General features: G+C 64.2%; 23 protein-coding genes. 8 read left to right on the top strand and 15 right to left on the bottom strand.

Features of this window, described 5'->3' with window-relative positions:
• Positions 1-143 precede the first annotated feature (143 nt).
• From frc to U5A65_RS29935, 3 genes are all read right to left on the bottom strand, one after another.
• Entirely contained in the window at positions 144-1,394 is a 1,251-nt protein-coding gene (frc, locus tag U5A65_RS29945) for a formyl-CoA transferase (protein ID WP_321914252.1), read from the bottom strand.
• A gap of 45 nt (positions 1,395-1,439) precedes the next feature.
• On the bottom strand, positions 1,440-3,188 hold the full coding sequence (gene oxc / locus U5A65_RS29940) for an oxalyl-CoA decarboxylase (RefSeq protein WP_321914251.1): 1,749 nt from the start codon (positions 3,186-3,188) through the stop codon (positions 1,440-1,442).
• Between the two features lie 343 nt (positions 3,189-3,531).
• Positions 3,532-4,251 (bottom strand): GntR family transcriptional regulator, encoded by a 720-nt coding sequence (locus U5A65_RS29935; RefSeq protein WP_321936744.1) that lies wholly within the window; start codon positions 4,249-4,251, stop codon positions 3,532-3,534.
• 249 nt (positions 4,252-4,500) lie between these two features.
• Between U5A65_RS29935 and U5A65_RS29930 the strand changes: the two genes are divergently transcribed.
• Positions 4,501-4,863, top strand: a complete 363-nt coding sequence (locus U5A65_RS29930; protein ID WP_321914249.1) for a hypothetical protein — start codon at positions 4,501-4,503, stop codon at positions 4,861-4,863.
• Positions 4,864-4,989: 126 nt separating this feature from the next.
• On the opposite strand, the gene U5A65_RS29925 is transcribed toward U5A65_RS29930, so the two are convergent.
• Positions 4,990-6,702, bottom strand: a complete 1,713-nt coding sequence (locus U5A65_RS29925; protein WP_321948717.1) for a long-chain fatty acid--CoA ligase — start codon at positions 6,700-6,702, stop codon at positions 4,990-4,992.
• Between the two features lie 81 nt (positions 6,703-6,783).
• Positions 6,784-7,557: an SDR family oxidoreductase gene (locus tag U5A65_RS29920; protein ID WP_321948716.1), complete on the bottom strand. Its 774-nt coding sequence runs from the start codon at positions 7,555-7,557 to the stop codon at positions 6,784-6,786.
• 367 nt (positions 7,558-7,924) lie between these two features.
• Here U5A65_RS29920 and U5A65_RS29915 point away from each other — a divergent pair, with 367 nt between their 5' ends.
• The 4 genes from U5A65_RS29915 (at position 7,925) to U5A65_RS29900 (ending at position 14,265) form a co-directional block, all read left to right on the top strand.
• On the top strand, positions 7,925-9,034 hold the full coding sequence (locus tag U5A65_RS29915) for a porin (protein ID WP_321936794.1): 1,110 nt from the start codon (positions 7,925-7,927) through the stop codon (positions 9,032-9,034).
• A 208-nt stretch (positions 9,035-9,242) separates the two neighbouring features.
• Positions 9,243-10,652 (top strand): hypothetical protein, encoded by a 1,410-nt coding sequence (locus tag U5A65_RS29910; RefSeq protein ID WP_321948715.1) that lies wholly within the window; start codon positions 9,243-9,245, stop codon positions 10,650-10,652.
• Positions 10,653-11,045: 393 nt separating this feature from the next.
• Positions 11,046-12,263, top strand: a complete 1,218-nt coding sequence (locus U5A65_RS29905; RefSeq protein WP_321914245.1) for an MFS transporter — start codon at positions 11,046-11,048, stop codon at positions 12,261-12,263.
• Between the two features lie 202 nt (positions 12,264-12,465).
• Positions 12,466-14,265 carry an AMP-binding protein gene (locus U5A65_RS29900; protein WP_321948714.1) on the top strand — a complete coding sequence of 600 codons (1,800 nt, stop codon included), beginning with the start codon at positions 12,466-12,468 and terminating at the stop codon, positions 14,263-14,265.
• A gap of 41 nt (positions 14,266-14,306) precedes the next feature.
• On the opposite strand, the gene U5A65_RS29895 is transcribed toward U5A65_RS29900, so the two are convergent.
• The 5 genes from U5A65_RS29895 to U5A65_RS29875 form a co-directional block, all read right to left on the bottom strand.
• Positions 14,307-14,582: a hypothetical protein gene (locus tag U5A65_RS29895; RefSeq protein ID WP_321948713.1), complete on the bottom strand. Its 276-nt coding sequence runs from the start codon at positions 14,580-14,582 to the stop codon at positions 14,307-14,309.
• Between the two features lie 168 nt (positions 14,583-14,750).
• The gene (locus U5A65_RS29890) at positions 14,751-16,340 is read right to left on the bottom strand and encodes an FAD-binding oxidoreductase (protein WP_321914242.1); all 1,590 of its coding nucleotides are present in this window, start codon (positions 16,338-16,340) and stop codon (positions 14,751-14,753) included.
• A 63-nt stretch (positions 16,341-16,403) separates the two neighbouring features.
• Complete coding sequence (locus U5A65_RS29885; protein WP_415765855.1) at positions 16,404-17,303, bottom strand: anti-sigma factor family protein; 900 nt, start codon at positions 17,301-17,303, stop codon at positions 16,404-16,406.
• The gene (locus U5A65_RS29880) at positions 17,300-17,863 is read right to left on the bottom strand and encodes a sigma-70 family RNA polymerase sigma factor (RefSeq protein ID WP_415765853.1); all 564 of its coding nucleotides are present in this window, start codon (positions 17,861-17,863) and stop codon (positions 17,300-17,302) included. Before U5A65_RS29880 ends, U5A65_RS29885 begins: the two co-directional genes overlap by 4 nt.
• 12 nt (positions 17,864-17,875) lie before the next feature.
• Positions 17,876-18,022, bottom strand: a complete 147-nt coding sequence (locus tag U5A65_RS29875) for a hypothetical protein (protein ID WP_321914241.1) — start codon at positions 18,020-18,022, stop codon at positions 17,876-17,878.
• 621 nt (positions 18,023-18,643) lie between these two features.
• On the opposite strand from U5A65_RS29875, the gene hfq reads away from it, so the two are divergent.
• Complete coding sequence (gene hfq, locus U5A65_RS29870) at positions 18,644-19,135, top strand: RNA chaperone Hfq (RefSeq protein WP_321914240.1); 492 nt, start codon at positions 18,644-18,646, stop codon at positions 19,133-19,135.
• A 34-nt stretch (positions 19,136-19,169) separates the two neighbouring features.
• On the opposite strand, the gene U5A65_RS29865 is transcribed toward hfq, so the two are convergent.
• On the bottom strand, positions 19,170-19,352 hold the full coding sequence (locus U5A65_RS29865) for a hypothetical protein (protein ID WP_321914239.1): 183 nt from the start codon (positions 19,350-19,352) through the stop codon (positions 19,170-19,172).
• Between U5A65_RS29865 and U5A65_RS29860 the strand changes: the two genes are divergently transcribed.
• The gene (locus U5A65_RS29860) at positions 19,351-19,539 is read left to right on the top strand and encodes a hypothetical protein (RefSeq protein WP_321914238.1); all 189 of its coding nucleotides are present in this window, start codon (positions 19,351-19,353) and stop codon (positions 19,537-19,539) included. The genes U5A65_RS29865 and U5A65_RS29860 overlap by 2 nt on opposite strands.
• 129 nt (positions 19,540-19,668) lie before the next feature.
• On the opposite strand, the gene U5A65_RS29855 is transcribed toward U5A65_RS29860, so the two are convergent.
• Together U5A65_RS29855 and U5A65_RS29850 are read right to left on the bottom strand one after the other, a co-directional pair.
• The gene (locus tag U5A65_RS29855; RefSeq protein WP_321914237.1) at positions 19,669-20,412 is read right to left on the bottom strand and encodes a DUF2968 domain-containing protein; all 744 of its coding nucleotides are present in this window, start codon (positions 20,410-20,412) and stop codon (positions 19,669-19,671) included.
• 48 nt (positions 20,413-20,460) lie between these two features.
• The gene (locus U5A65_RS29850; RefSeq protein ID WP_415765887.1) at positions 20,461-20,595 is read right to left on the bottom strand and encodes a helix-turn-helix domain-containing protein; all 135 of its coding nucleotides are present in this window, start codon (positions 20,593-20,595) and stop codon (positions 20,461-20,463) included.
• A gap of 254 nt (positions 20,596-20,849) precedes the next feature.
• Here U5A65_RS29850 and U5A65_RS29845 point away from each other — a divergent pair, with 254 nt between their 5' ends.
• Complete coding sequence (locus U5A65_RS29845; protein ID WP_415765885.1) at positions 20,850-21,302, top strand: DUF2147 domain-containing protein; 453 nt, start codon at positions 20,850-20,852, stop codon at positions 21,300-21,302.
• 108 nt (positions 21,303-21,410) lie between these two features.
• Here the strand turns inward: U5A65_RS29845 and U5A65_RS29840 are convergent, their stop codons facing one another.
• Together U5A65_RS29840 and zapE are read right to left on the bottom strand one after the other, a co-directional pair.
• On the bottom strand, positions 21,411-21,866 hold the full coding sequence (locus tag U5A65_RS29840; protein ID WP_321914235.1) for a transposase: 456 nt from the start codon (positions 21,864-21,866) through the stop codon (positions 21,411-21,413).
• Positions 21,867-22,044: 178 nt separating this feature from the next.
• On the bottom strand, positions 22,045-23,142 hold the full coding sequence (gene zapE, locus U5A65_RS29835) for a cell division protein ZapE (RefSeq protein ID WP_233881726.1): 1,098 nt from the start codon (positions 23,140-23,142) through the stop codon (positions 22,045-22,047).
• Positions 23,143-23,251: the final 109 nt, after the last annotated feature.

Below are 23,251 nucleotides of genomic sequence, written 5' to 3'. Positions count from 1 at the left end.
TTTGTCGTCGTCGCGCGGCATGCATTGCTCATGCCGCGCGGCGTCCTGCCTGCCAGTCTGGTATTGCAGTATTGCGCGGGTGCGGCGTTGGCCGCGCCCGCTTTCTACGTACTGCGTTCAGCTTGGGGAACGCACAGCGGACTTCAAACTGCGCGCGTCTCGTGCAGCGCCGCGATCTGCTGCGGCGTGTAGCCGAGGCCGGCCAGCACCTCGTCGGTATGCTCGCCGAGCAGCGGCGAACCCGTGATCTCCGGCTTCAGGTCCGAGAACTTGATCGGGCTGCCCACCGTGAGGTACGAGCCGCGCTCCTTGTGCGGCACTTCGACAATAGTACCGCTAGCGCGCAGCGAAGCGTCATCCGCAATTTCCTTCATGCTGAGCACCGGGGCGCACGGAATGTCGAACTTGCGCAGAATGTCGACCGCTTCGTACTTGGTCTTGTCGGCGAGCCAGGCTTCGATCGTCGCGAAGATGTCGAAGATATGCGGCTGGCGCGCCTGTGCCGTGTTGTAGTTCGGGTCGTCGATCCACTCCGGCTTGCCCAGTGCGCGGCAGATCGGCTCCCACGCGTGGCCCTGCACCGTGAAATAGATGTACGCGTTCGGATCCGTTTCCCAGCCCTTGCACTTGAGCACCCAGCCCGGCTGGCCGCCGCCGCCTGCGTTGCCGCCGCGCGGCACCACGTCGCTGAACGAGCCGTGCGGATACTGCGGATATTCCTCGAGGTAGCCCACGCGGTCCAGGCGCTGCTGGTCGCGCAGCTTCACGCGGCACAGGTTGATCACGCTGTCCTGCATCGACACGGCCACCTTCTGGCCCTTGCCGGTTTTGTCGCGGCCGATCAGCGCCGTGAGAATGCCGATGGCGAGGTGCATGCCGGTGTTGCTGTCGCCGAGCGCCGCCGCGCTGACCGTGGGCGGACCGTCCCAGAAGCCCGTGGTCGAAGCTGCGCCGCCTGCGCACTGCGCGACGTTCTCATAGACCTTGAGGTCGTCGTAGTGGTGGCCTTCGCTGAAGCCCTTCACCGAAGCGACGATCATCTTCGGGTTCAGTTCGTTGATGCGCTCCCACGTGAAGCCCATGCGGTCCAGCGCGCCGGGGCCGAAGTTCTCCACCATCACGTCCGACTCGCGAATCAGCTTTTCCAGCACTTCCTTGCCTTCGGGCTTCTTCGTGTCGAGCGTGAGCGAGCGCTTGTTGCTGTTGAGCATCGTGAAGTACAGCGCGTCTGCGCCGGGAATATCGCGCAATTGCGAACGCGTCACGTCGCCTGAACCCGGGCGCTCTACCTTGATCACGTCCGCGCCGAACCACGCGAGCATCTGCGTGCAAGCGGGACCGGCCTGTACGTGCGTGAAGTCGATGATCTTGATTCCGTCGAGGGGCTTGCTCATTTCTCGTATCTCCTGGTCTATCTGATCTACCTGATCGATGGGGGCTTATTTCTTCATGGCCGCGCTTTGCGGATTCAGATTCGTGAGGCGACCGCTTTCGGTCCCGGCCGATTCGTCGATGACTGCGTTGATCAACGTGGGCTTGCCCGACGCGATGGCTTCGAGCAGCGCGCTAGTCAGCTCTTCGGGCGTGGTCGCCTGATAGCCGATGCCGCCGAAGGCCTCGATCATCTTGTCGTAGCGCGCGTTCTTCACGAACACCGTGGGCGCGACGTCGCAGCCGCCGCTCGGGTTGACGTCGGTGCCGCGATATACGCCGTTGTTGTTGAAGACGATGGTGCAGACCGGCAGGTTGTAGCGGCAGATCGTTTCGAGTTCCATGCCCGAGAAGCCAAACGCGCTGTCACCTTCGATCGCCACGACCTGCGTGCCGCTCGTCACCGCTGCGCCGACCGCGAAGCCCATGCCGATGCCCATGATCCCCCACGTGCCCGAGTCGAAGCGCTTGCGCGGCTGATACATGTCGATGATGCTGCGCGCGTAGTCGAGCGTGTTCGCGCCTTCGTTGACGACGTTGATGTCGGGGCGCGTCTTGAGCACGTCGCGGATAGCGCGCAGCGCGCTGTGGAAGTTCATCGGCGACGGATTCTTCGCGAGCGTCGCGGCCATCTTTTCGAGGTTCTTGTTCTTGCGCTCGGCCACCGCATCGAGCCACTCTGCCGGCGGCTTCGGGAAGTCGTTGCCGAGGCCTGCAACGAGCGCTTCCACGCACGAACCGATGTCGCCGATCACGGGCGCTTCGATGGCGACGTTGCTATCGATTTCGGTCGGCGCAATGTCGATCTGCACGAACTTTTTCGGTCCGGCTTCCGCGCCCCAGGTCTTGCCCTTGCCGTGCGAGAGCAGCCAGTTCAGGCGCGCGCCGATCAGCACCACGGCATCCGACTCGGCCAGCACGAACGAGCGCGCGGCCGATGCCGATTGCTCGTGCGTGTCGGGCAGCAGACCCTTGGCCATCGACATCGGCAGATACGGAATGCCGCTCTTTTCCACCAGTGCGCGGATCTGCGCGTCGGCCTGGGCGTAGGCGGCGCCCTTGCCGAGCAGGATCAGCGGACGCTTCGCATTCCTGATGACGTCGAGTGCACGCTGCACGGCATCCGGTGCGGGAATCTGGCGCGGCGCGGCGTCGACCACCTTGATGAGCGACTGCTGGCCCTTCACGGCGTCGATGGTCTGCGCGAGCAGCTTGGCCGGCAGGTCGAGATACACGCCGCCCGGGCGGCCCGAGACCGCAGCGCGAATCGCACGCGCCACGCCAACGCCGATGTCTTCCGCGTGCAGCACACGGAACGCAGCCTTGGCATAGGGCTTCGCGGCGTTGAGCTGGTCCATCTCTTCGTAGTCGCCCTGCTGCAGGTCGACGATCTCGCGCTCGCTCGAGCCGCTGATGAGGATCATCGGGAAGCAGTTCGTGGTCGCGTTGGCCAGTGCCGTCAGGCCGTTCAGGAAGCCCGGCGCGGAAACGGTCAGGCAGATGCCCGGCTTCTTCGTCATGTAGCCCGCCACGGCCGCGGCGTTACCGGCGTTCTGCTCATGCCGGAAGCCGATGAAGCGCATGCCCTCGGCCTGCGCGAGACGCGCGAGATCGGTAATCGGAATACCGACGAGACCGAAGATCGTGTCGATATCGTTGAGTTTCAGCGCGTCGATGACGAGATGAAAACCATCGGTCGTTTGCTGCGCTTGCGGCACAGGGTTCTGCTGTGCCTCGTTGATGCCTGCTTCTGCCATGACGTCTCCTCTTTGGCGGGGCGTAGTGTGATTCGTGATATACAATATTCCACACACAATATTAGTCAAGACGTTTTTTTACGGATGCTACGTTTGCTGCACTGCGTCGCACCGCGCTGCCCCGATGCCGGCTCACGCGATCGCTCGCAAAGCGGCAAACTTTGATGCGGCACACCATGGGCGAGTTCTTTCAATCAACCCAAACGTCCCAACGAATTTGTTACGGACTCCATACTTTTCTTTCAGCATCGCGACGCTCATTCAACCGAACCGCGGATCGATGCCGCTTACTCATGCGCCGAGCCGATGTATATCGGCGGCTCGACACGGCGCACGCTACGCTTCAGTCCAGAAAATCGCAGTTGGCTTCCACGAACAGCGCGAGTTCTATCGAGTGCTGCCGCACGAGCTGCTCGACGCGCTCGGTGTCGCGCGCCTCGAGCGCTTCGATAATGCGCATATGCTCCACGATCGAGCGCGACGCGCGATCACTCTGCGCGATCGTCATGCGCCGGATCGCGCGCACATGCATGAAGATGTTCTTGATGGTGTCGACGATGATGGGCGACTTCGAAAGCTCCACCAGCGACTGGTGGAACATGATGTTCGCCTCCGAGTACTCCTCTATGTGGTCCGAGGGCGTCGAATCGCCGAAGGTCGCGAACATGCGCCGCAGACCTGCAATGTCGTCGTCCGAAGCGCGCTGGGTGGCCAGGCGCGCAGCGATGCTTTCGAGCGCGGCCCACATATAGATCATCTCCACGATCTCCTTGCGCGTCTTGCGCAAGATGTAAACACCGCGACGGGGCACCGTGCGTAGGAAGCCCTCCTGCTCCAGCAGCGTCATCGCTTCGCGCACCGGTGTGCGGCTCACGCCCAGCTTTTCGGTCAGTTCCTTCTCATCCAGACGGATCTCGTCTCGCGAGCGGTAGATGTCGGTTTCGGCAATGGCCTGCTTGAGCTTCGCGTAAGCCTGATCGCGCAGCGAAGCGGTCGCGTTGATCGGCTCCAGCGTCAAGGTGACCGGGGGCATCGCGGTGACGAATTCTCTTTCGGCGGACATCGGTCGTTTGTCTCCAACGTTCTGTTTAGCCGTTACTGCTGGGGAATTTCATATTTCCAATACAATATATCAGCAGAACGCTCGTGACTAAGCGGGGTTTACGCGTAACCGGCGCGCATTTCTCACGATTCGCGGGTTTGCCCTCAATACATAGCTTTCTATTTATATTTTTCTAAAAAAACTTTAACTATCGTTTATTCATTGGCGCTTCTACTCTTGCTTCACGGTACTCGACACGAGGAGACAGCCATGAGCCACCTGGACACCCGCCACGATCATCAACTGGAAGCGCAACTGTGCGCGTTCAATACGGCATTTGCCGAACTGGGCCTGCGGTTTCGCTGGGACGCGCGCACGCTCTACTCGCTCGCCTCGGTCGCCGGTGAACATGCGCGCGTCGCCGCTTATATCGAGGCGAATCACCCGCATCTGCTGAAGGCGTACAGCATGGAATTTCTGTGCGAGGCGATTCTCGCTCGCAAGAACGCGCAGGCACCGGGCGAGTGGCCGCTGGCGGCGCCCGCCCCACGCAGTTCGCAGGAATGGGGGATGGCCGCCGCCATGGAGCAGGATTGGCGCGAAGGCGGTTTGCCCGCGCTCGCAGGCGCGTAACACTTGCGCACGCATGCGCGAGCCCGAAAAAGACGAAACCCGTCTGGATTCGTCGCGCGCTACCGCGCTATCCAGACGGGTTCGGTATTGAAGGACAACTAAGGGGTACTGGGCAGGCCGGCGCGCTCAGGTGTTGCTGCGGGCCTCGGCCTCTTCCTCCTGCAGCTTGCGCCACAGAATCTTGCCGCTGCCCGATTTCGGCAGCGCCTCGACGAACTGCACGATGCGCGGCGCCTTGTAGGCCGCCATGTTGTCGTGCGCCCAGGCGATGATGTCGTCTTCATTCACGCTGCCGACCTGCTTCGGGTCGAGTACGACGACCGCCTTCACGGTCTCGCCGCGGCGCGCGTCCTGCGTACCGATGATGCACACCTCGTTGATCGCCGGGTGCCGGTACATCAGCGCTTCGACCTCGGCCGGCCAGACCTTGTAGCCCGACGCGTTGATCATGCGTTTGAGGCGATCGGTCATGAAGTAGTAGCCCTCCTCGTCGCGCCGTACGAGATCACCCGTGCGCAGGAAGCGCTTGCCGTCGCGTTCGATGAACGCTTCGCTCGTCGCCTTGGGGTTGCGCCAGTAGCCCTGCATTACCTGCGGCGCGTTCATGATCAGCTCGCCCGATTCGCCGGGCGGCACTTCCTCCAGCGTGATCGGATCGACCACACGCGAGTCGACGTCGAACACCGGAATGCCGAGACACTGCGGCTTGGGACGCTGCGGCGGATTGATATGGGTGCCCGCCATGGTTTCCGACATGCCATAGCCTTCGACGAAGTCGAGCCCGGTCAGATCCTTGAGCTTCTTCACCACCGCGTCGGGCATTGTCGCGCCGCCGCCGCGCATCCAGGCGAGGCTCGACAAGTCGTACTCGTGAATGCGCGGGTTCGAGATGAAGTCCACCACCATCGTCGAGATCGCCTGCCAGCCGTTGATGCGGTAGTGCTCGATCGCACGCGCCGCGGCGTCGCGATCCCAGCGCGGCAGCAACACCACGGTCGAGCCGTTGTAGATCGGGCTGTTCATGCCGCCCTGCATGCCTGTTACGTGAAAGAGCGGCAACACGGAAAGTTGTACGGCATCCTGATTACTGCCAAACCAGTTGCAACCGCCCACGGCTGTCGCCATCACGCTGCGATGCGTATGCATGCAGCCTTTGGGCTTGCCCGTGGTGCCCGAGGTGTACGGCATCACGCAGAGATCGTCGGCGCCGGCGGTGAGCGCGCCGGGCACGCAGCGCGCCTCGAGCACGTCGGCCCAGTGCGCGACACCCGGACCACTGACGCAGCGCGGCGCGCTCACGAATTCGGGCGGCGGCGAAAACGGCTCGCACTTCAGATAGTCGCTATACGTCGCAACGAGCAGGTGCTTGAGGCCATCGCCCTCGCCTTCCTGCACGAGCGGCGCAATACGCGCATAGAGATCCTGTGCGACGAAAGCGGTCGTCGCGCCGCTGTCTTCCACGTAGTGCGCGAGCTCGTCGGTGAGGTTCATCGGATTGACCGGCACGACCACGGCGTTGGCGCGCAGGATGCCGTAGTAAGCGATGACCCATTGCGGGCTGTTCTGCATGTAGAGCAGCACGCGGTCGCCGGCCTTCACGCCGCACTCTTGCTGCAGATACCCGGCTACACGCTCCGCCTCGTCCTTGAACTGCGCGAACGTAACGGGCGTGTCGTAGAAGACGATAAACGGTTTGTCGGGATAGCGCGCCGCCGAGACCTCCGCGTTATAGAAAAGGTTCGTCTGCGGAATGCTCAGATGCGGCGAAAGTTGCGCGGGCCAATGGGGCGATCTCGAGGAAGGCGAATTTACGGAATGCGTCGGGGCAGACGTGGACATGGCAAGCTCCGTCGGGCAAGACTGGTGAAGCACGCGGCCGCCAGCCGCGCGCAGCGGCGTGACGCCACGTACCATGCGAAATCAGACGATGCTCGCGCCGCCATCGACGGCGAGATACTGGCCCGTCATATGCCGCGACGCCTGGCTCGCGAGAAACACCACGGCGCCCTTGAGATCGTCGTCGTCGCCGAGACGGTGCAGCGGCGTATGGTCGATCACCACCTGCCCCAGCTTGTCGAGCAGGCCGGCCGACATCTTCGACGGAAAGAAGCCCGGGCAGATCGCATTCACGTTGATGTTGTACTTGCCCCATTCGGCCGCCAGCGCGCGCGTGAAATTGATGGCCGCCGCCTTCGAGGTGTTGTACGCGATGGTCTGCATGGGCCCGAGCGAGCCCTTCAGCCCGGCAATCGAAGCCACGTTGATGATCTTGCCACGCTGGCGCGGGATCATGCTGCGCTTGCCCACTTCGCGCGCGACGAAGAACGGCGCGTTCACGTTCAGGTTCATGACCTTGTGCCACGCCTCGTCGGGGTAGTCCTCCGCGGGGGCGCCCCACGTGGCGCCCGCATTGTTCACGAGGATGTCGATCTGACCGCAGGCCGCGAGCGTCTCGTCCACGAGCGGCTTGACGGCTTCGGCGCGCTGCAGATCGCTCACGATCGTGGTCGCCTTGATGCCGAGCGCCTGCAAATGGCTCGCCGCCTCGGCGAGTTCGTCGGCCTTGCGCGCGGTAATCACCACATGGCACCCCATCTCGCCTAGCGCCTGCGCCATCTGCAAACCCAGCCCGCGCGAGCCGCCGGTGATGAGTGCGACCTGACCACCCAGCTCGAACATTTCCCTGACCCGCATGCTTTCGTCTCCTTGATGTCTGTCGACCGGCCGAAGTTCCGCATTGCGGAACGCGATGAGATGCCGACGATTCTAGCGGGGCCCGCCAGCCACGAAAATAGGGAAAAGCACGACCGTTCATTAAATAACATTTGTGCTTTTGCGTCCGGCTCTATGCGGCCTGAGTTGTCTCAGAAACGAAATGCAGCGGCAGATACTTGCACGCGCAACCGTTGCAATCGCGCGACAGCCAGCGTTTTCAGCCTTTTATCGAGCGTCTATCATCGGCCCCCGGTCAGCATCCACTGGCTTGGCACACACGAAATACGGCCCCGGTACCCCGGCGGTCCGAACAACTTACAACACGCAGCAGAAGAAAAAGGATCCCATCGTGAGACATACCCAGATTGCATCGGCCATCGGCGGCGTTGCCCTCGCTCTCGCTTGCCAGCACAGCTTCGCGCAAAGCTCGGTCACGCTGTACGGCATCGTCGACACCAGCATCCGTTACCTCACGAACGCTAACGCGCACAACGACAACGAGCTGCAGATGACGCAGGGCCCGATCACCGGCAGCCGTTGGGGCCTGAAGGGCTCCGAGGACCTCGGCGGCGGCCTCTCCGCCGTCTTCCGCCTCGAAAACGGCTTCAACCTCTGGAACGGCCAACTGGCGAGCTCGAATACGCTGTTCAACCGGATGGCGTACGTCGGGGTATCGAGCAACAAGTACGGCACGGTCACGATGGGCCGTCAGAACACCCCGCTGTTCGATCAGCTCGGCAACACCTTCGACCCGCTGACCGTCGGCAACTTCGACCAGGACGGCTGGCTGCCGGGCGCACTCGGCTATGGCCTGCGCGAGAACAATTCGGTCAAGTACGACGGCAAGTTCGGCGGCCTCGAAGTCGAAGGCATGTACAGCTTCGGCGGCGTGGCGGGCAGCGTCGGCGCGAGCAACATGTACGGCTTCACGGCCACCTACGCGGCCGGTCCGGTCCAGCTGCTCGCGGGCTACCAGCAAAACAGCGACGCGCACAACAACAAGTACCGCGTGGCCAACCTCGGCGCGGTCTATGCGCTCGGTTCGGTTCACCTGTACGGCGGCTGGCTGTGGGGCCAGGACAACACGGGCGTGGTGGACCAGTACATGGCGGCTGCGAATTCGCCCGCGGCGATCAACTTCGTGACGCCCGTGACGAAAACCAACCGCATCGACAACGGCCTCTATGCCGGCGCCACGTGGCAGGTCACCTCGCCGCTGCAACTGACCGCAGCGTACTACTACGACCACGCCAAGAACGGCCTGAACGAAGACGGCGTGACGCTCAGCACCGGCGTGCGCTACTCGGCCGTGCTGCTGGCCGAATACTCGCTGTCGAAGCGCACCGAAGTGTATGGCACGGTCGACTTCATGCGTGGCACCGGCTCGGCAACCGCCGACTTCCCGGGCCGCAACAATCAGACCGGTGTCGCAGTCGGTTTCCGCAACATCTTCTAATAGCGGATTGCATCGCCGGGTCTGACTACCGGCACAGCGGCGGCGCCGCGCTTTCGGGCGCAGCGCCGCCGTTTTTTTGCGCCCATTCTCGTGAGCGGCGCCCCGACAGCGCCAGTCCCGCGATATCTCAGATTCGTCTGATTCCCCTGCAGGACGGCGTCGATAGAATTTTTCTGTCTCCCAGAAACGTTCGACGTCAGGCCGCCCCATGTCCCAATCCGCCCAGGAAAAACTTCTCGCAGCCTTCGAAGCCCACGCGCACGCGCCCGACAATACGGACCTGCTCATGCAGATCTGTGAAACGCTGGTCCAAGCGCGGCGCGACGAGCAGATGCTGCCCTGGGCCGACAAAGGACTCGCGCTCGCCCCCGAGCACCGCGGGTTCATCCATGCGCGAGGCCGCGCGTTGCGCCTGCGCGGGCGTCACGCCGAGGCAGCCGCCAACTGGCTCGCGCATCAGTCGTTACCGTGGGGCCCGCTTTTCTGCGAAGCGCGGATCGGACGCGACCTCTACCTGAGCGGCGAAACGCAACGCGCCATCGACCACCTCGAAACCGCGTTGAGCCGCCATCCGGCGGACCTCTCGCGAGACGCGCTAAGGGCGCGCAAGTGGCTGGCCGAAGCGTTGCTGAGCCTCGGCGACACGCGCGGGTTCACACATTGGCTCGAACGCAATCGCAGCGACAGCGGCAACTATCGCTACGCCGAAGCGCCGATGTGGAGCGGCCAACGCGACCTGCGCGGCGAACGCGTGCTCGTGACGCACCAGATGGGCTTTGGCGACCAGCTCCTGTTGTTCGCGTCCGTGCGCCAGTGGCGTGACGCGGGCGCCGAAATCATGCTCACGTGCGACCACGCAATACATGGTCTCATGCAGGCTTCCTTGCCCGGGTGCATCGTGCTTGGCACCGCGCGCCCGCTTGCGCAGAGCGCGCCCCTGCCGCCCGAAACGCACGACACGATCAAGGCATTCGCGCCGACGCTGCAGGCCACACTGCTCCATCTGCCACTGCTCGCCGCCGCTGATTCACCGCGGCCCCAACCGTATTTCGACGCTTATCTGCGTGCGCCCGCGGCAGCGCGCGAACGGGCGTCCACGTGGTCGCAAACGTTGCGTGCGCGCGCGCCAGGCAAACGCCTCGTCGGCCTGTTCTGGGACTGCGCGCAACAGCACGCCCCGGAAGTCGGCAGCAAGGAGCGTTGCTGGGCCGGCTTGCGCAGCGTACCGCTCGAGCAAATCGAGCGCCTGACGACCCACCCCGCGCTCACGCGCGAAGTGCAGCTCGTCAGCCTGCACCACCCCGCCGCCGAACTGGCGAACGGCACGCCCCGTGGCGCGGTGAGTCACTACGGGCCCGGCATTGCGAGCTTTGCCGACACGGCGGCCTGCATCGAGCAGCTCGACGTCGTGTTGAGCGTGGACGCCGTCGCCGCAAACCTGAGCGCAATGCTCGGCAAACCCACCGCCGTGCTCGTCAACCCGACCGGCGAATGGCGCTGGGGCCGCACGGGCGCACGCACGCCGTGGATGAGCGCGGCAACGGTCCTGCGCCAGACGCAAATGGGTGAATGGCACGACGTCATCTCGCGCGCCATCGGCTGGTTACTTCGCAGCTAAATCGCGCGACAGGCATCGTGTGATTTTTCAAAGAAAACGAGCGGGCCAACGCCCGCTCGTTTGCTTTGGTTCATCGACATCCCTTTAATGCATTCGCTCATTTAATTACCTGCACATTCATTACGTTTTAATTACGATTAAAACAAAATGCTTTCGCATATAGCCGAACTTCCCAGGGATTACTACGGGGTGTAGTCAAGAAGCATGCAAATGTTTAACGCCGGGCGTACACTGCTCGCGCACGGCCCGTTACGGGGGGGCCGCTCCAAGCGATACAACCAAGCCACACAACGCAATGCCGACACGTGCATGAGATCGCGACAAGCGCCAAAACGCCAACCGCGATCGACAGGAGACATGGCATTGCCCTAGTTTCACAGGAGAAGAATCAACATGAGCTGGACGCGTGAACAGAAGAACGTCACGATCGCGGCGTACCTGGGATGGACGCTCGATGCATTCGATTTCTTTCTGATGGTTTTCGTTCTGAAAGACATCGCCACCGAATTCAACACCAAAATCCCGGCAGTGGCTTTTGCCATTACGCTGACACTGGCCATGCGCCCGCTCGGCGCGCTGATATTCGGCCGACTCGCCGACAAATACGGCCGCCGTCCCACGCTGATGATCAACATCGCGTGCTATTCCCTGCTCGAACTGCTCACGGGCTTCTCGCCCAACCTCACTACCTTCATCGTCCTGCGCGCGCTCTTCGGCGTCGCGATGGGCGGCGAATGGGGCGTGGGCTCCGCGCTCACCATGGAAACCATTCCGCCCAAGTCGCGCGGCATCGTTTCCGGCCTGCTGCAGGCGGGCTATCCGAGCGGGTATTTGCTCGCCTCGATCGTGTTTGGCGTCCTGTATCAGCACATCGGCTGGCGTGGCATGTTCTTCGTCGGCGTGCTGCCTGCGCTGCTCGTGGTCTATGTGCGTTTGCACGTGCCCGAGTCGCCGGCCTTCAAGGAGATGCAAAAGCGCGCGCGTCCGAGCCTCATCAGCACGCTCAAGCACAACTGGAAGCTTTCGCTCTACGCCATCGTGCTGATGACGGCGTTCAACTTCTTCTCGCACGGCACGCAGGATCTGTATCCGACCTTCTTGCGCGAACAGCATCACTTCGATCCGCACACGGTTTCGATCATCACCATCGTGCTCAATATCGGCGCGATCGTAGGCGGCCTCTTCTTCGGGCAGATGTCTGAAAAAATCGGACGCCGCAAGGCCATCTTCATCGCCGCGCTGATCGCGCTGCCCGTGCTGCCGCTGTGGGCATTCTCGCAAGGCCCCGTGCTGCTCGCACTCGGCGCGTTCCTCATGCAGATTTCGGTGCAAGGTGCGTGGGGGGTGATCCCGGTGCACCTCAACGAAATTTCGCCTGACGAAGTGCGTGCGACCTTCCCTGGCCTCGTCTATCAGCTCGGTAACCTGTTCGCTTCGGTGAACGCCACGCTGCAGGCGTCGCTTGCCGAAACGCACAACCAGGACTATGCAATGGCCATGGCGATCGTCGCCGGCACGGTCGCCGTCGTGATCGCCGTGCTGATCCCGTTCAGCCGCGAACGTCGAGGCATCGACATGACGCAGACCGCGAAAGAGGTGTCCGGCGTCTGACGTGCGGGCGGCCCCGTAACGCCGCGCTGCAGCAACACAATAAAGGCCGTGCCGGGTTCACCCGCACGGCCTTTTTGCTGATCTTGACCGGCGCCCGCATTCGCACACCGGGTAACACCTCCTGGCTGCACGGCGCGTGGCGTTGCATGATGTAAGCCAACAGGCATTTGCAGTCGGTTGATATACCGCCCGGAGGTCCACCATGAGCGAAACGCCCCAGCCCGATCCGGCGAGCCCTGTGGCAGTCTCCGCTCAGGCAGCGGCCCCAGCTAAGGCGCCGCCACCCAACACCGACGGCATCTGGTACGCCTCGTACCCTCCCGGCGTGCCGCACGAAATTGGCGCGAGCCAGTACGCCTCGCTCACACACTTCTTCGACGATTGCACGGCGCGCTTTGGCGAGCGCGTCGCCTATGTGAGCGCGGGCTCGCCGATGACCTACGCCGCGCTCGCCCGCAAGGCCACGGCGTTCGCGTCCTGGCTGCAAGGCGCGGGTGTACAGCGAGGCGAGCGTGTCGCGATCATGCTGCCCAACACCTTGCAGTATCCGGTTGCTCTCTTCGGCGCACTCAAGGCGGGTGCGGTGGTCGTCAACGTCAATCCGCTCTACACTGTGCGCGAACTTGCGCATCAGTTGCAGGACAGCGGCGCGCAGACCATCGTCGTGTTCGAGAATTTCGCGGCCACGCTCGAAGCGGCCCTGCCCGGCACGCAGGTGCAACGCATCGTCGTGACGGCGCTTGGCGACTTGCTCGGCGAGGGCGTGAACCTCAAGGGCCGCTTCATCAACGTCATGCTGCGCCACGTGAAGAAAATGGTGCCGCCCTACCACCTTCCGCACGCCGTGCGTCTTCTCGATGCGCTCGCGCACGGCGCGCGTGCACCGCACGCCCCGGTGGCGACGCGCGCGGAGGATCTCGCGTTCCTGCAATACACGGGCGGTACCACGGGTGTCGCGAAGGGTGCAATGCTCACGCACGGCAACGTGCTCGCGAACGTGCAGCAGGCAAAGGCCTGGGTCGGCAACCAGCTCGACGCCAAGGCCGAGACGGTGCTCACACCTTTGCCGCTCTATCACATCTATTCGCTCACCATCAATGCGCTGATCTTCCTCGCGCTCGGTGGCCGCAACATCCTGATCGCCAATCCGCGCGACATCAAGCGCGTCATGAAGGTGCTGCGACACGAGACGTTCAGTTGCATCAGCGCGGTCAACACGCTCTATAGCGCACTGCTCGATAACGCGGAGTTCCGCGAGCGCGACTTCTCGGGCCTCAAGCTCGCGATGGCGGGCGGCATGGCCATGCAGAAAGCCATCGCCGACCGCTTCCGGGCCGTGACGGGCAAGTCAGTCGTGGAAGGCTATGGGCTCACCGAATGCTCGCCGATCGTCTCGATGAATCCCGTCGATGTCGAACGCCTGGACGCGGGCCAGGCGCATCCGGAAGGCTCCATCGGGCTGCCCGCACCTTCCACGCAGGTGCGCTTTCGCAAGGACGACGGCACGTGGGCCGGCATCGGCGAACCCGGCGAGCTCTGCGTGAGGGGCCCGCAAGTGATGAAGGGCTACTGGAATCGCCCGGACGAAACGGCAAAGGTGTTTGCCGATGGATGGCTCACGACCGGCGACATCGGCGTGATGGATGCGCGCGGCTATATCCGCCTCGTCGACCGCAAGAAGGACATGATTCTCGTGTCGGGGTTCAACGTGTATCCGAACGAGATCGAGGACGTGCTGGCAATGCATCCCGGCGTGCGCGAGGTGGCGGCAATCGGCGTGCCCGATCCGGTGCAGGGCGAGCGCGTGAAGGTATTCGTCGTGAAGCGCGACCCCGCCCTCACGGAAGACGCGCTGATCCAGTTCTGCCGCCAGCAGCTCACGGGCTACAAGGTGCCGCGCCTCGTGGAGTTCCGCGAGTCCCTGCCGCAATCGACCATCGGCAAGATCCTGCGCCGCCAGTTGCGCGACGAGGAAATCGCGAAAACCGCGAAGACCCCTTAGATACGAGACGCTGAAGCAAGAGCGCCACGAAACGATAAGGTCTACCAGGCAGCGTTGCGAAACGTCACCCCGCGCGCGTTTGCGAGGCGCTCAAGCACGAAGCGATCCGAGGGGCGCAACGCGCCTATCAAGGCCGCGCCGGGCTCGAGCCGCCGCGCGATCCGCGCGTGCCACAGGGTGCCGATGTCGTCGTCCGCGACACCGCCGCCATGATCGCCGATGGCCCACGCAACGCATCCCGCGCACGCCGCTTCTTGCGCGAGCGCGCGTCCTCGCGCGAGCGCCGGGTCGAACACCACGCCATTTGCCGAATTCAACGCCGCACTCGCACGAGGCGCGCGTTCGCCCAACGCAACCCGCAGCGCTTGCGTCTGCCAAGCCGCGCCTAATGCCACGGCACCTACATCGCAGAGAAAAGCCCGCCTGTCCATCTAGCCCTCCGTGCGCCCTCCTGCCGATCGCTACGCAGTCCTGAAGTGAATCGATCACGTATAGCCGCGTTGCGCGCGCCACGCCGCGGGCCAGACGCCCTGCTTGCCCGGCGAGAGCACGCCCTGTGGATCGAGCGCATCCTTCACGGTTTGCGCGAGCCGCAACAGCGCGCCGTCGTTAAACGCGTACTGCGCCGCGGCGTAATCCATGTAGAGCAGATGCGAACGGTATACGCCGTAGCCGGCCGCGCCCGCGTCGCTCATCAGCGCGCGTAGCAGGTCACCCGCGCGCGCCGCGTCGTCACGGCGCTCGCGCGCGAAGATCGCCGCGAATACATGGTGCAGATAGCGCCCCGCCGCGGTGAAACCGCCGTAGTAATCGAAACCGTACTCGGCCGCGCGCGCCTTGACGAGCGCATACTGGCGCAGCGCGTCGCGGCCGTCGGCGGGACATAGCGGCGAGAAGTCCACATGCGCGCCCTCGCCGCCGCGCCAGTCGAGCATGCGAAACGCGCTCATCGCCGGAATGCCCGCGAGATTGCGATCCGCGCCACCTTGCGGTTCTTCGCCTTCCACATAGCGCCGCGCAGAAAAACGCACGCCAGGTACACCAGCGAACGCACGCTCGACAATGCGCCGCTCCATGTCGATTACCTCGGGCGCGCCATAAAGCGCGTAGTGCAAATTCCAGCGGCCGACGCCCAGGTCGCGCTGCATGGCGGCGACAGCGGCCTCGGGCATCGCGCCCTCGCCTTCGTACCAGCGCGAGCGTGGCGCAAGGCTCGCGGCACGCCGGATTGCGCCTTCGATCGCGGCGTGCTGCCGTATCGTGCCGCCGAGCTGCAGTGCGCGCAGTGTATCGACGAGCACACCGAGATCGTCCTCGCGCGCAAACTGGATCTCGCCAATCACGAACGCCTGCGGCGCCGGCATGAGCCAGAGTCCCATCTTCGTGACGACGCCGTAGTTCGACTGCGTGAAGAGCGCGTCGAACGACGGCCCGTAGCCCGGCCTGTAAAGTTGCCACGCCGTGCCGTTTTCGATCGCACCCATGCCGGTGCGTACCACGTCGCCGTTGGCGAGCACGACTTCCATTCCGCACTGCGACGCGGCGTGGTCGCCGTAGGCGGTCGTGCCGAAGCCGCGCTCGAGCGTGTTGCCCACCACGCTGCCCCAGCCCGCTGCGGGCGGATCGACCCACAGGCGCAGATGCTGCTCACGCAGGTGCGCATGCAGATCGAAGTAACTCACGCCAGGCTCGACGCGCGCCCACGCGAGACGCTCGTCGACTTCGAGAATGCGGTTCAGGCGCTGCAGGTCGAGCACGACCGAGCCCGCCAGGCGCGGTGCGGCGCCGCCATAGGCGAAGTTGCGTCCCGTGGAAACGGTCCAGAGCGGCACGCGCGTTTCGTTCGCCACGCGCAGGATCGCGCGGATCTCTTCGACATTCGCGGGGAGGATCGCGGCCGACGGCGCGAAGGCATGGGCATCGGCAACCGGCACGAACGGGTCGAAATACGGCTCGAGCGAGGCGCCGCCGCGGCAGACGTTCGGCGCCCCGACAATGCCTTCGAACGCGGCGAGCGCACGCGCGAAACGGGCCTCGTCGATGCCGGGTGGCAAGGTCGGCGCGGCGTCGCTCATCGGCCCGCTCTGCTGGCGTCGTTCATCGGCCCGCTCCGCTAACGTCGCTCATCGAAACCATTGTCACCACTGCCCGGGCTTGCCGCCCAGCGCGCCGCAGACCTCCAGCGCGATCTCGTGCAGCTTCGGTTCTGTCTGCGGCCCCGAAAGCGCATAGCCCGTGCGTTCGGTGCTCCAGTAGAACGTGCGGCGATTGCCGTCGCGCAAGAGACGCACGGGGTCACGCTCCGCGGCCGAACCGGCCACGTAGAGCGTGAGGCGCTCACCCGCATCGTTCTCGTACATGAACTGCGCCGCCGGACCCGTGTTGCCGGGCAACAGACGTCCGCCTACGAGCGTATAACCATACTCCGCGAGCGACGGCACCGAAAGCGGCTTGCCGAGGCGCTTCGAGAGCCACGCGACGAGATGCGCCTCGTCGGCGGCACCCACTTCCACGGGATGCCGCTGCTCCGGCGAATAGACGGCATAGGCAATGTCGGCGCGGCGCGCGAACGCTTCGGGCGTTTCGCGGCGCACGGCCCCCGGCGCCGAATCGGCGACCCGTTCTGGCGCGAGACCCGCGAACTGCGGCACGACCAGGGCGGCCGTCACCGAGAGCCCTGCGCCCACGGCCACCCACGCCGCCGCGATACCCGCGCGCCACCACCACGGCACGCGCGGACGCAGCACGAGCACGGCAGGCGTGGCGGCGGCGGCGTCGGCACCGGGCACCTCACCCTCGCCAGACACGCGCGAGCCTTCGCACAAGGCCTTCAGCGCGGCCTTCTGTGCGCGCCAGGCCGCGACACGCGCCGCCGCGCGCGGATCGTTCGCGAGGTGCGCCTGCAGCGCTTCGCGCTCGCCCGCGGGCAGTTCGCCGTCGACGAAAGCGCCCAGCATCGCAAGATCCTCTTCAGCGCCGCTGTCAGGGGCACCAGGCGGCGCGCCATCGCGTTCGTGGCCGAGATCGTCGTCATTCATCGTAGCGTCCCCACCACCCTGAGCGGCGCCGCGCGTTGCGCCGACTCGCGGCCCGGATCCTGCACCGGGCCCGTATCGAGCAACGCGCGCAGATGCTCGCGCGCCCGCGAGAGGCGCGACATCACCGTGCCCGCCGGCACCCCGAGCACCGCCGACGCCTCGCTGTAGCTCAACTCCTCCACACACACGAGCAGCAGCACCTCGCGCTGCGCCGCCGGCAAGGCATAGAGCGCCCGCTGCAGATCGCGCAGCACGAGACCATCCACTTCGCCGTGCGGCGCTTCTAGCGTGCGCCACGGCGCGGCTTCGTCATCCACCGCGATCTCGCGTCGGCCGCGCAGCTGGTCGATGTAGAGATGGCGCAGGATCGTGAACAGCCACGCGCGCAGATTGCTTTGCGGGCGAAACGAAGTCCAGCGCGAGAGCGCGCGCTCCGCGGCGTCCTGCACGAGGTCGTCAGCCCACGCGGCGTCGCCGGTCAGGGCGCGCGCGTAGCGTCGCATCGGCGCGAGTTGCGCCACGACCTGTGCCTCGAACTCCGGCGACGGTTGAAGCAACACGCCGCACGCCGCTCAGTAGCCACCGCCCGACGAACCGCCCGAGCTGGTCGACGACGCCCCGCCCGGATTCATGTCGCCACAAGCAGTCAGGCCTGCACCCGCAACGCCGGCCAGCGCCGCCCAGACGACATACGCAAGAATTTTGCGAAACCGCTCCATGATCCCCTCCATTGAGGTCCATCGCCGATATCGCGTAAAACGTTGCAGCCGGTGCGCTTATTCCGCGCAAGCAGCGATTTCGCTTTTCGTGCGCCGCCGCGCCCGCCATCCACGGCCGACCAGGTGCCAATAAAGTGCCAATACGGCGCTCCGACGTGCGCCGCCGCACGGAACGCAGCCCTCGCGCACCGCGAGAATCGTCGCAAGCGGATCGACATGCGTCGTGCAGGCGAGCGATGCGCCGCGGTACCAAGCTTCAAGCCGGCCGCGAATCGGTCGAGCATGGCCGGCCGTCATGGACTACGCTGTGAGGGTGAGCGCATGCGCGTCGAAACGTCACGGGTCTGACAACACGAGTGACATATCGTCAGCAGGTCTCGCCCTCGAAAACCACTGTCGCTGAACATTGCAACCTGTCATCCGGGCGCCCGCTTCCCAGCGGCCGACGACAAGGGACGCAGCGATGCATTTTTCGTCAATCTGCGGTTGCGGCCGCGAGCCGGTATAGTTCTGCAGTAAGCTTATTCCCCGCACGCGCGCTTCGCCGACACAAGGTAGAATCGCGGCGAGCAAACGTTTCCAACTGATTGCGGCATTGCGCCGCCTGGCCAAATCTAGTCCATGCCTTCCGCAGAATCGCACCCGCAAAACGACTTCATGAACGCCGCGCGTAAGGAAAGAAAGCGCGTCGAAATCTATCTGGTCAACGGCATTCGCCTGACCGGATGCATCGAGTCGTTCGATCAGTACCTGGTGATGCTGCGCACGCCCGTTGGCCTGCAAGGCATCTACAAGCGCGCCATTTCGACCATCCAGCTCGACACCGGCACCCGGCCGGGTCCGCGCCCGGGCGGCGCTCGCAGCTCGCACGGCGAGCATACGAGCCGCGGCCCGCACGGCAGCCATGGCGGCCATGGTCCGCGTGAACAACGAGAACCGCGTGAATCGCGCGAGCCGCGCGAAAACTGGTCGGCGCCGTCCGGCGCACCCTCGGGTGCACCGGGCAACGACCGTGCGTCCCAGGACGGCCCGGTCGTCGTCACGCGCCGCCGCCGCCTCTACGGCGCGGTGAATAACGGTGGCAACGGCGGCGAAGGCTCGGGCAACAGCTAAGCCGCTGCGCGCTGGCTGCACGCCGCGCAGGTTTTCAGAACAGTACGGGCGCGCCACGGCGCGCCCGCTCTTTTGCGCGCGCTTCGTCGAGTTCAACGCAGTTGCGCTTCTGCGCCTCGTTCTGCGCCTCGAATCGGCCTGGCGGTCGTCGCTCACGGTCACGATCCTGGCTTTGCGTTATTCTGAACATGACGCCTATCGCCAGGGAGACCGCCATGAGCGCATCCAAGCCGAAAGCCCCGCAGCCCTCGCAGGAAGACCCGCTCGACGAAGCACTCGACGAAACCTTCCCCGCGAGCGATCCGATCGCCGTGGACCCTACGCCCACCCGCTCACAACCCAAGCCGCATTCCGCAGACGAATCCCACAAGGGCCGCGACACGCATCGCCACGGCAAGCACTGAGCGCGCCCGGCACGGTCGCAGCATGAAAAAAGGCGGAGCGCCATTGGCGCTCCGCCTTTTGCGTGTCGCATCTGCAGTCTCGCAAGGCTGGACGCAAACATGCGCCCAGGCCATACCGCGTACTGTTGATCAGCGGATCGGCAAACCGCCTTCAACCTGTTGCTGCAACTCGCGCACCTGACGCTGCACCGTGCGCAGTTGCGCCTGGGCGGCCGTCTTCTGCGCCTGCAACGCGTTCGCCTGATCGCGGCCCTGCTTCTGCTGGTCCGCGACGAGTGCCTGCTGTTCGCGCGCGATGGCCAGATCCGCCTGGAGCCGGTTCGCATGATCCTGCGTGAGCGCGATCATGCGGTCCGTGAACGCCTTCTGCGCTTCAAGGCGCGTGCGGCGGATTTCCACTTCGGCAAGCTGCCCCGACTTCATCGCGAAGTCGCGATAGATCGCTTCAGCACGCGTCTCGTCGCTCGTCTTGATCACGCGCCAGAACGTCTTGTTCTGGAACAGCGTGACGTAGTACGTCATTTCCTTGCCGTAAAACAGCAAGCTCGCGCCATACGAGCCGTTGTACGTCGTACGCAACTCGGCGAGATCCGAACCTCGCAGCATCTGCTGCAGTTCGGCAACGTTGCCTGCGGCGTTCTGCTTCGCTTCATCCGGCGTGAGTACGCCTGGCTGGGTCGCTACGCTCGCTGCCGTAGGCAACGCAGCGGTTGCTACCTGCTCGTCCTGCACTGCGGGTGCGGCGGTGGTCTGTGCTACGGGCGCCGCTACTGCTGGATTGTCAGGCGGCGTCTGTGCGCAGCCCGTACCGATACCCCCGACTAACACCAGCACCGCCAAGGCGGTGCGACGAACTCTCCACTTGTAGTCCATGTAGTACCTGCTTTGAACAGTTCTAATTTTTACAAATCGGCACAATTATTACTCACTTTCACGTGTTTCGGGTCGCTCGTAGAAAATTTGCCGATTACGTATCTTTTCCCACAACACTTTGCGAGAAATTCCGAGGAATTGTGCGGTGTCCTTGCGCCGACGGCCGTTTTGGTCCAGCGCCACACAGAGCGGAAAGTGCGTTCGATCATGTCTCGCGAACGGCGGGCGCTGTGCCCCCGACGCAAACGGCACGTTTAGCCGCCAACCGGTTGTCGACCGGATGCGGCGCCCCGCAGCCGGACAAACTAGAGTGCCTTCTCTCAAACGCGCGCGATCCTTTCCAGTATCCTGCCCTCACCTTGCGGCGTGCCAGTCGCGCTGCATGGGCAGCATCGACATGACAAACAACATCAGTGGAGGAAGACATGAGCCGATTCATGGGACGCGCGGCGCGCCGTGTCGCGTTGGCGAGCGCACTGCTGTGCAGTGCGCTCGCCGCGCACGCGCAGAGCGACACGCCTGTCGGCGTCTGGCAGACGATCGACGATCACACCGGCCAACCGAAGGCGCTCGTGCAGATCAGCGCCGACGCCAACGGTGATCTAAGTGGCAAGGTCATCAAGGGACTCAGCGCGAATGACCAGCCCGACCGGCGCTGCACGGCCTGCACCGACGCACGCAAGGACCAGTTGATCCTCGGCATGACGATCATCGACAGCATGAAGAAAACCGACGAAGGTTATGACGGCGGCCACATTCTCGACCCCGAGAACGGCAAGATCTACCGCTGCAAGATGCATACGGAAGACGGTGGCCAGAAACTCGTCGTGCGCGGCTATTTGGGCATTTCGCTGCTTGGCCGCTCGCAGACGTGGGTGCGCCAGCAGTGAACGGATAGAGCTAAGAACCGGCGCGCAAACCGCAAGGGAACCTGAGAGACGAAACCGGCCGAAGCGGGCACATGCGCCGCTTCGGCCGGAGTTTGATACGCGCTGGTGTTACGCCGTGTGACGATACACAGAGCGATAGTTGAATGGCTGCGATGGCGCGGACGCGGGCGCGACCGGTACGAACGGCGAATTGCGCGGCGTGTTGCGTGCCGCTTCCTGCCTGCGCGCCGCTTTTTCGGCGCGACTCACGTGCTTGCGCATGCGCGTTTCGATGGTGTCGCACAACGTCACGCCCTCTTCGCCGAACAACTCGCCCATCACGCGCTTGAGCACGCCATTGTCGTGCCAGGTCTTGAAGCGGCGATGGCAGGTTTGATACGAAGGGTAGCGGCGCGGCATGGCCGACCAGGTCGCGCCGCTATACATGATCCACAGTACGCCGTTGAGCACCGAGCGCGTGTTGGCAAGCGGCCGGCCGCGCAATTCGGTGCGCGGGCGCAGTTCGGGCAGGAGCAGCATCACGCGCTGCCATTCTTCGTCGGTAATATCGCGATGCGGGGTCATGGAGAGTCCTTTGTCAGAAGCTGTACCGACAAACGATATCCACTCGCCCTCGCCGTCCCTATCAGACGAGTCCGAATCTTGAAAAAGGTGCCGCAGCGCTATTTCGAGACTAGCCTGATGCCAGTGTGTCGCCGCGCATGCGCCCGCAACCCGCACGCGCGGTGCGGGCGCCGTGCCGTCAGGTCAGCGCCGTATCGACAATGCGGCGCGGCGTTTCGAGATACTCCTTCGACTGCATTTCGACGATACGCGACACCGTGCGCGTGAACTCGTTGGCCATCGGGCCTTCCACGTAGAGCTCTTCGGGCGGCACGGCGGCCGACATCAACAGCTTGACCTTGTGGTCGTAGAACACGTCGATGAGCCACGTAAAGCGGCGCGCTTCGGACTGCATGCGCGGCGTCATCTGCGGGACGCCTGAGAGGATCACGGCGTGAAAGCGGCTCGCCAGTTCCAGATAATCGTTCTGCGAGCGCGGACCGCCGCACAGCGTCGCGAAATCGAACCACACCACGCCGTCGGCCTTGCGCAACGCCTTGAGTTCGCGCTTCTCGATGCGCAGCAGCGGGCTTTCGTCGGGCACGGCAGCAAGCTCTGCGAACGAGTGGCGCAACGCCTTGTCGGCAGCCGCGCCGAGCGGCGTGTGATAGACCTCGACCTGCGCCAGCGTGCGCTGCCGATAGTCGACGCCCGCGTCGACGTTGAGCACGTCGAGCTTGCTCTTGATCAGCTCGATCGCGGGCAGCATGCGGTCGCGATGCAGGCCATCGGGATAGAGAAGATCGGGATCGTAGTTGGACGTCATCACGAACTGCACGCCGTTCTCAAAGAGGCGGTCAAGCAGACGGTAGAGGATCATCGCATCGGCAATGTCCGAGACGTGGAATTCGTCGAAGCAGATCAGGCGATAACGCTTCGCAATGCGGCGCGCGAGTTCGTCGAGCGGATCGGCCTGGCCCTTGAGCTCTTCGAGCTCGCGGTGCACCTCGCGCATGAATTCGTGAAAGTGCAGACGCGTCTTGCGCTGCAGCGGCACCACCGCATAGAAGCTGTCCATCAGGAAGCTCTTGCCACGCCCGACACCGCCCCACATGTACACGCCGCGTGGCAGGTCCGGGTGAATCAGAAACTTCTTGAGCGCGTTCGAACGCCGCGACTTGTATGCCGCCCACTCGTCATAGCACCGCTGCAGCCGGTCGATCGCGGCGCGTTGCGCCGTATCGGGCTTGTATCCCCGCTTCTGCAGTTCGTTTTCGTAGTATTCGGTGACGTTCATTTTGTGGGCCGCAAATGAGGAAAGGCGGGAGGGCAAACGCCCACCCGCCTCCGTACGTGATGCTGGTACATCGAGGCAGGGCGGCCAGAAAAGCCGGCCGCCCTGCCCC

This window comes from Paraburkholderia sp. J10-1, from assembly GCF_905220165.1.
In the GTDB taxonomy this organism is placed as follows: Bacteria; Pseudomonadota; Gammaproteobacteria; order Burkholderiales; family Burkholderiaceae; genus Paraburkholderia.
Note: the sequence above shows the minus strand (reverse complement) of the source record. Positions and strands in the feature narration are given on the sequence as shown.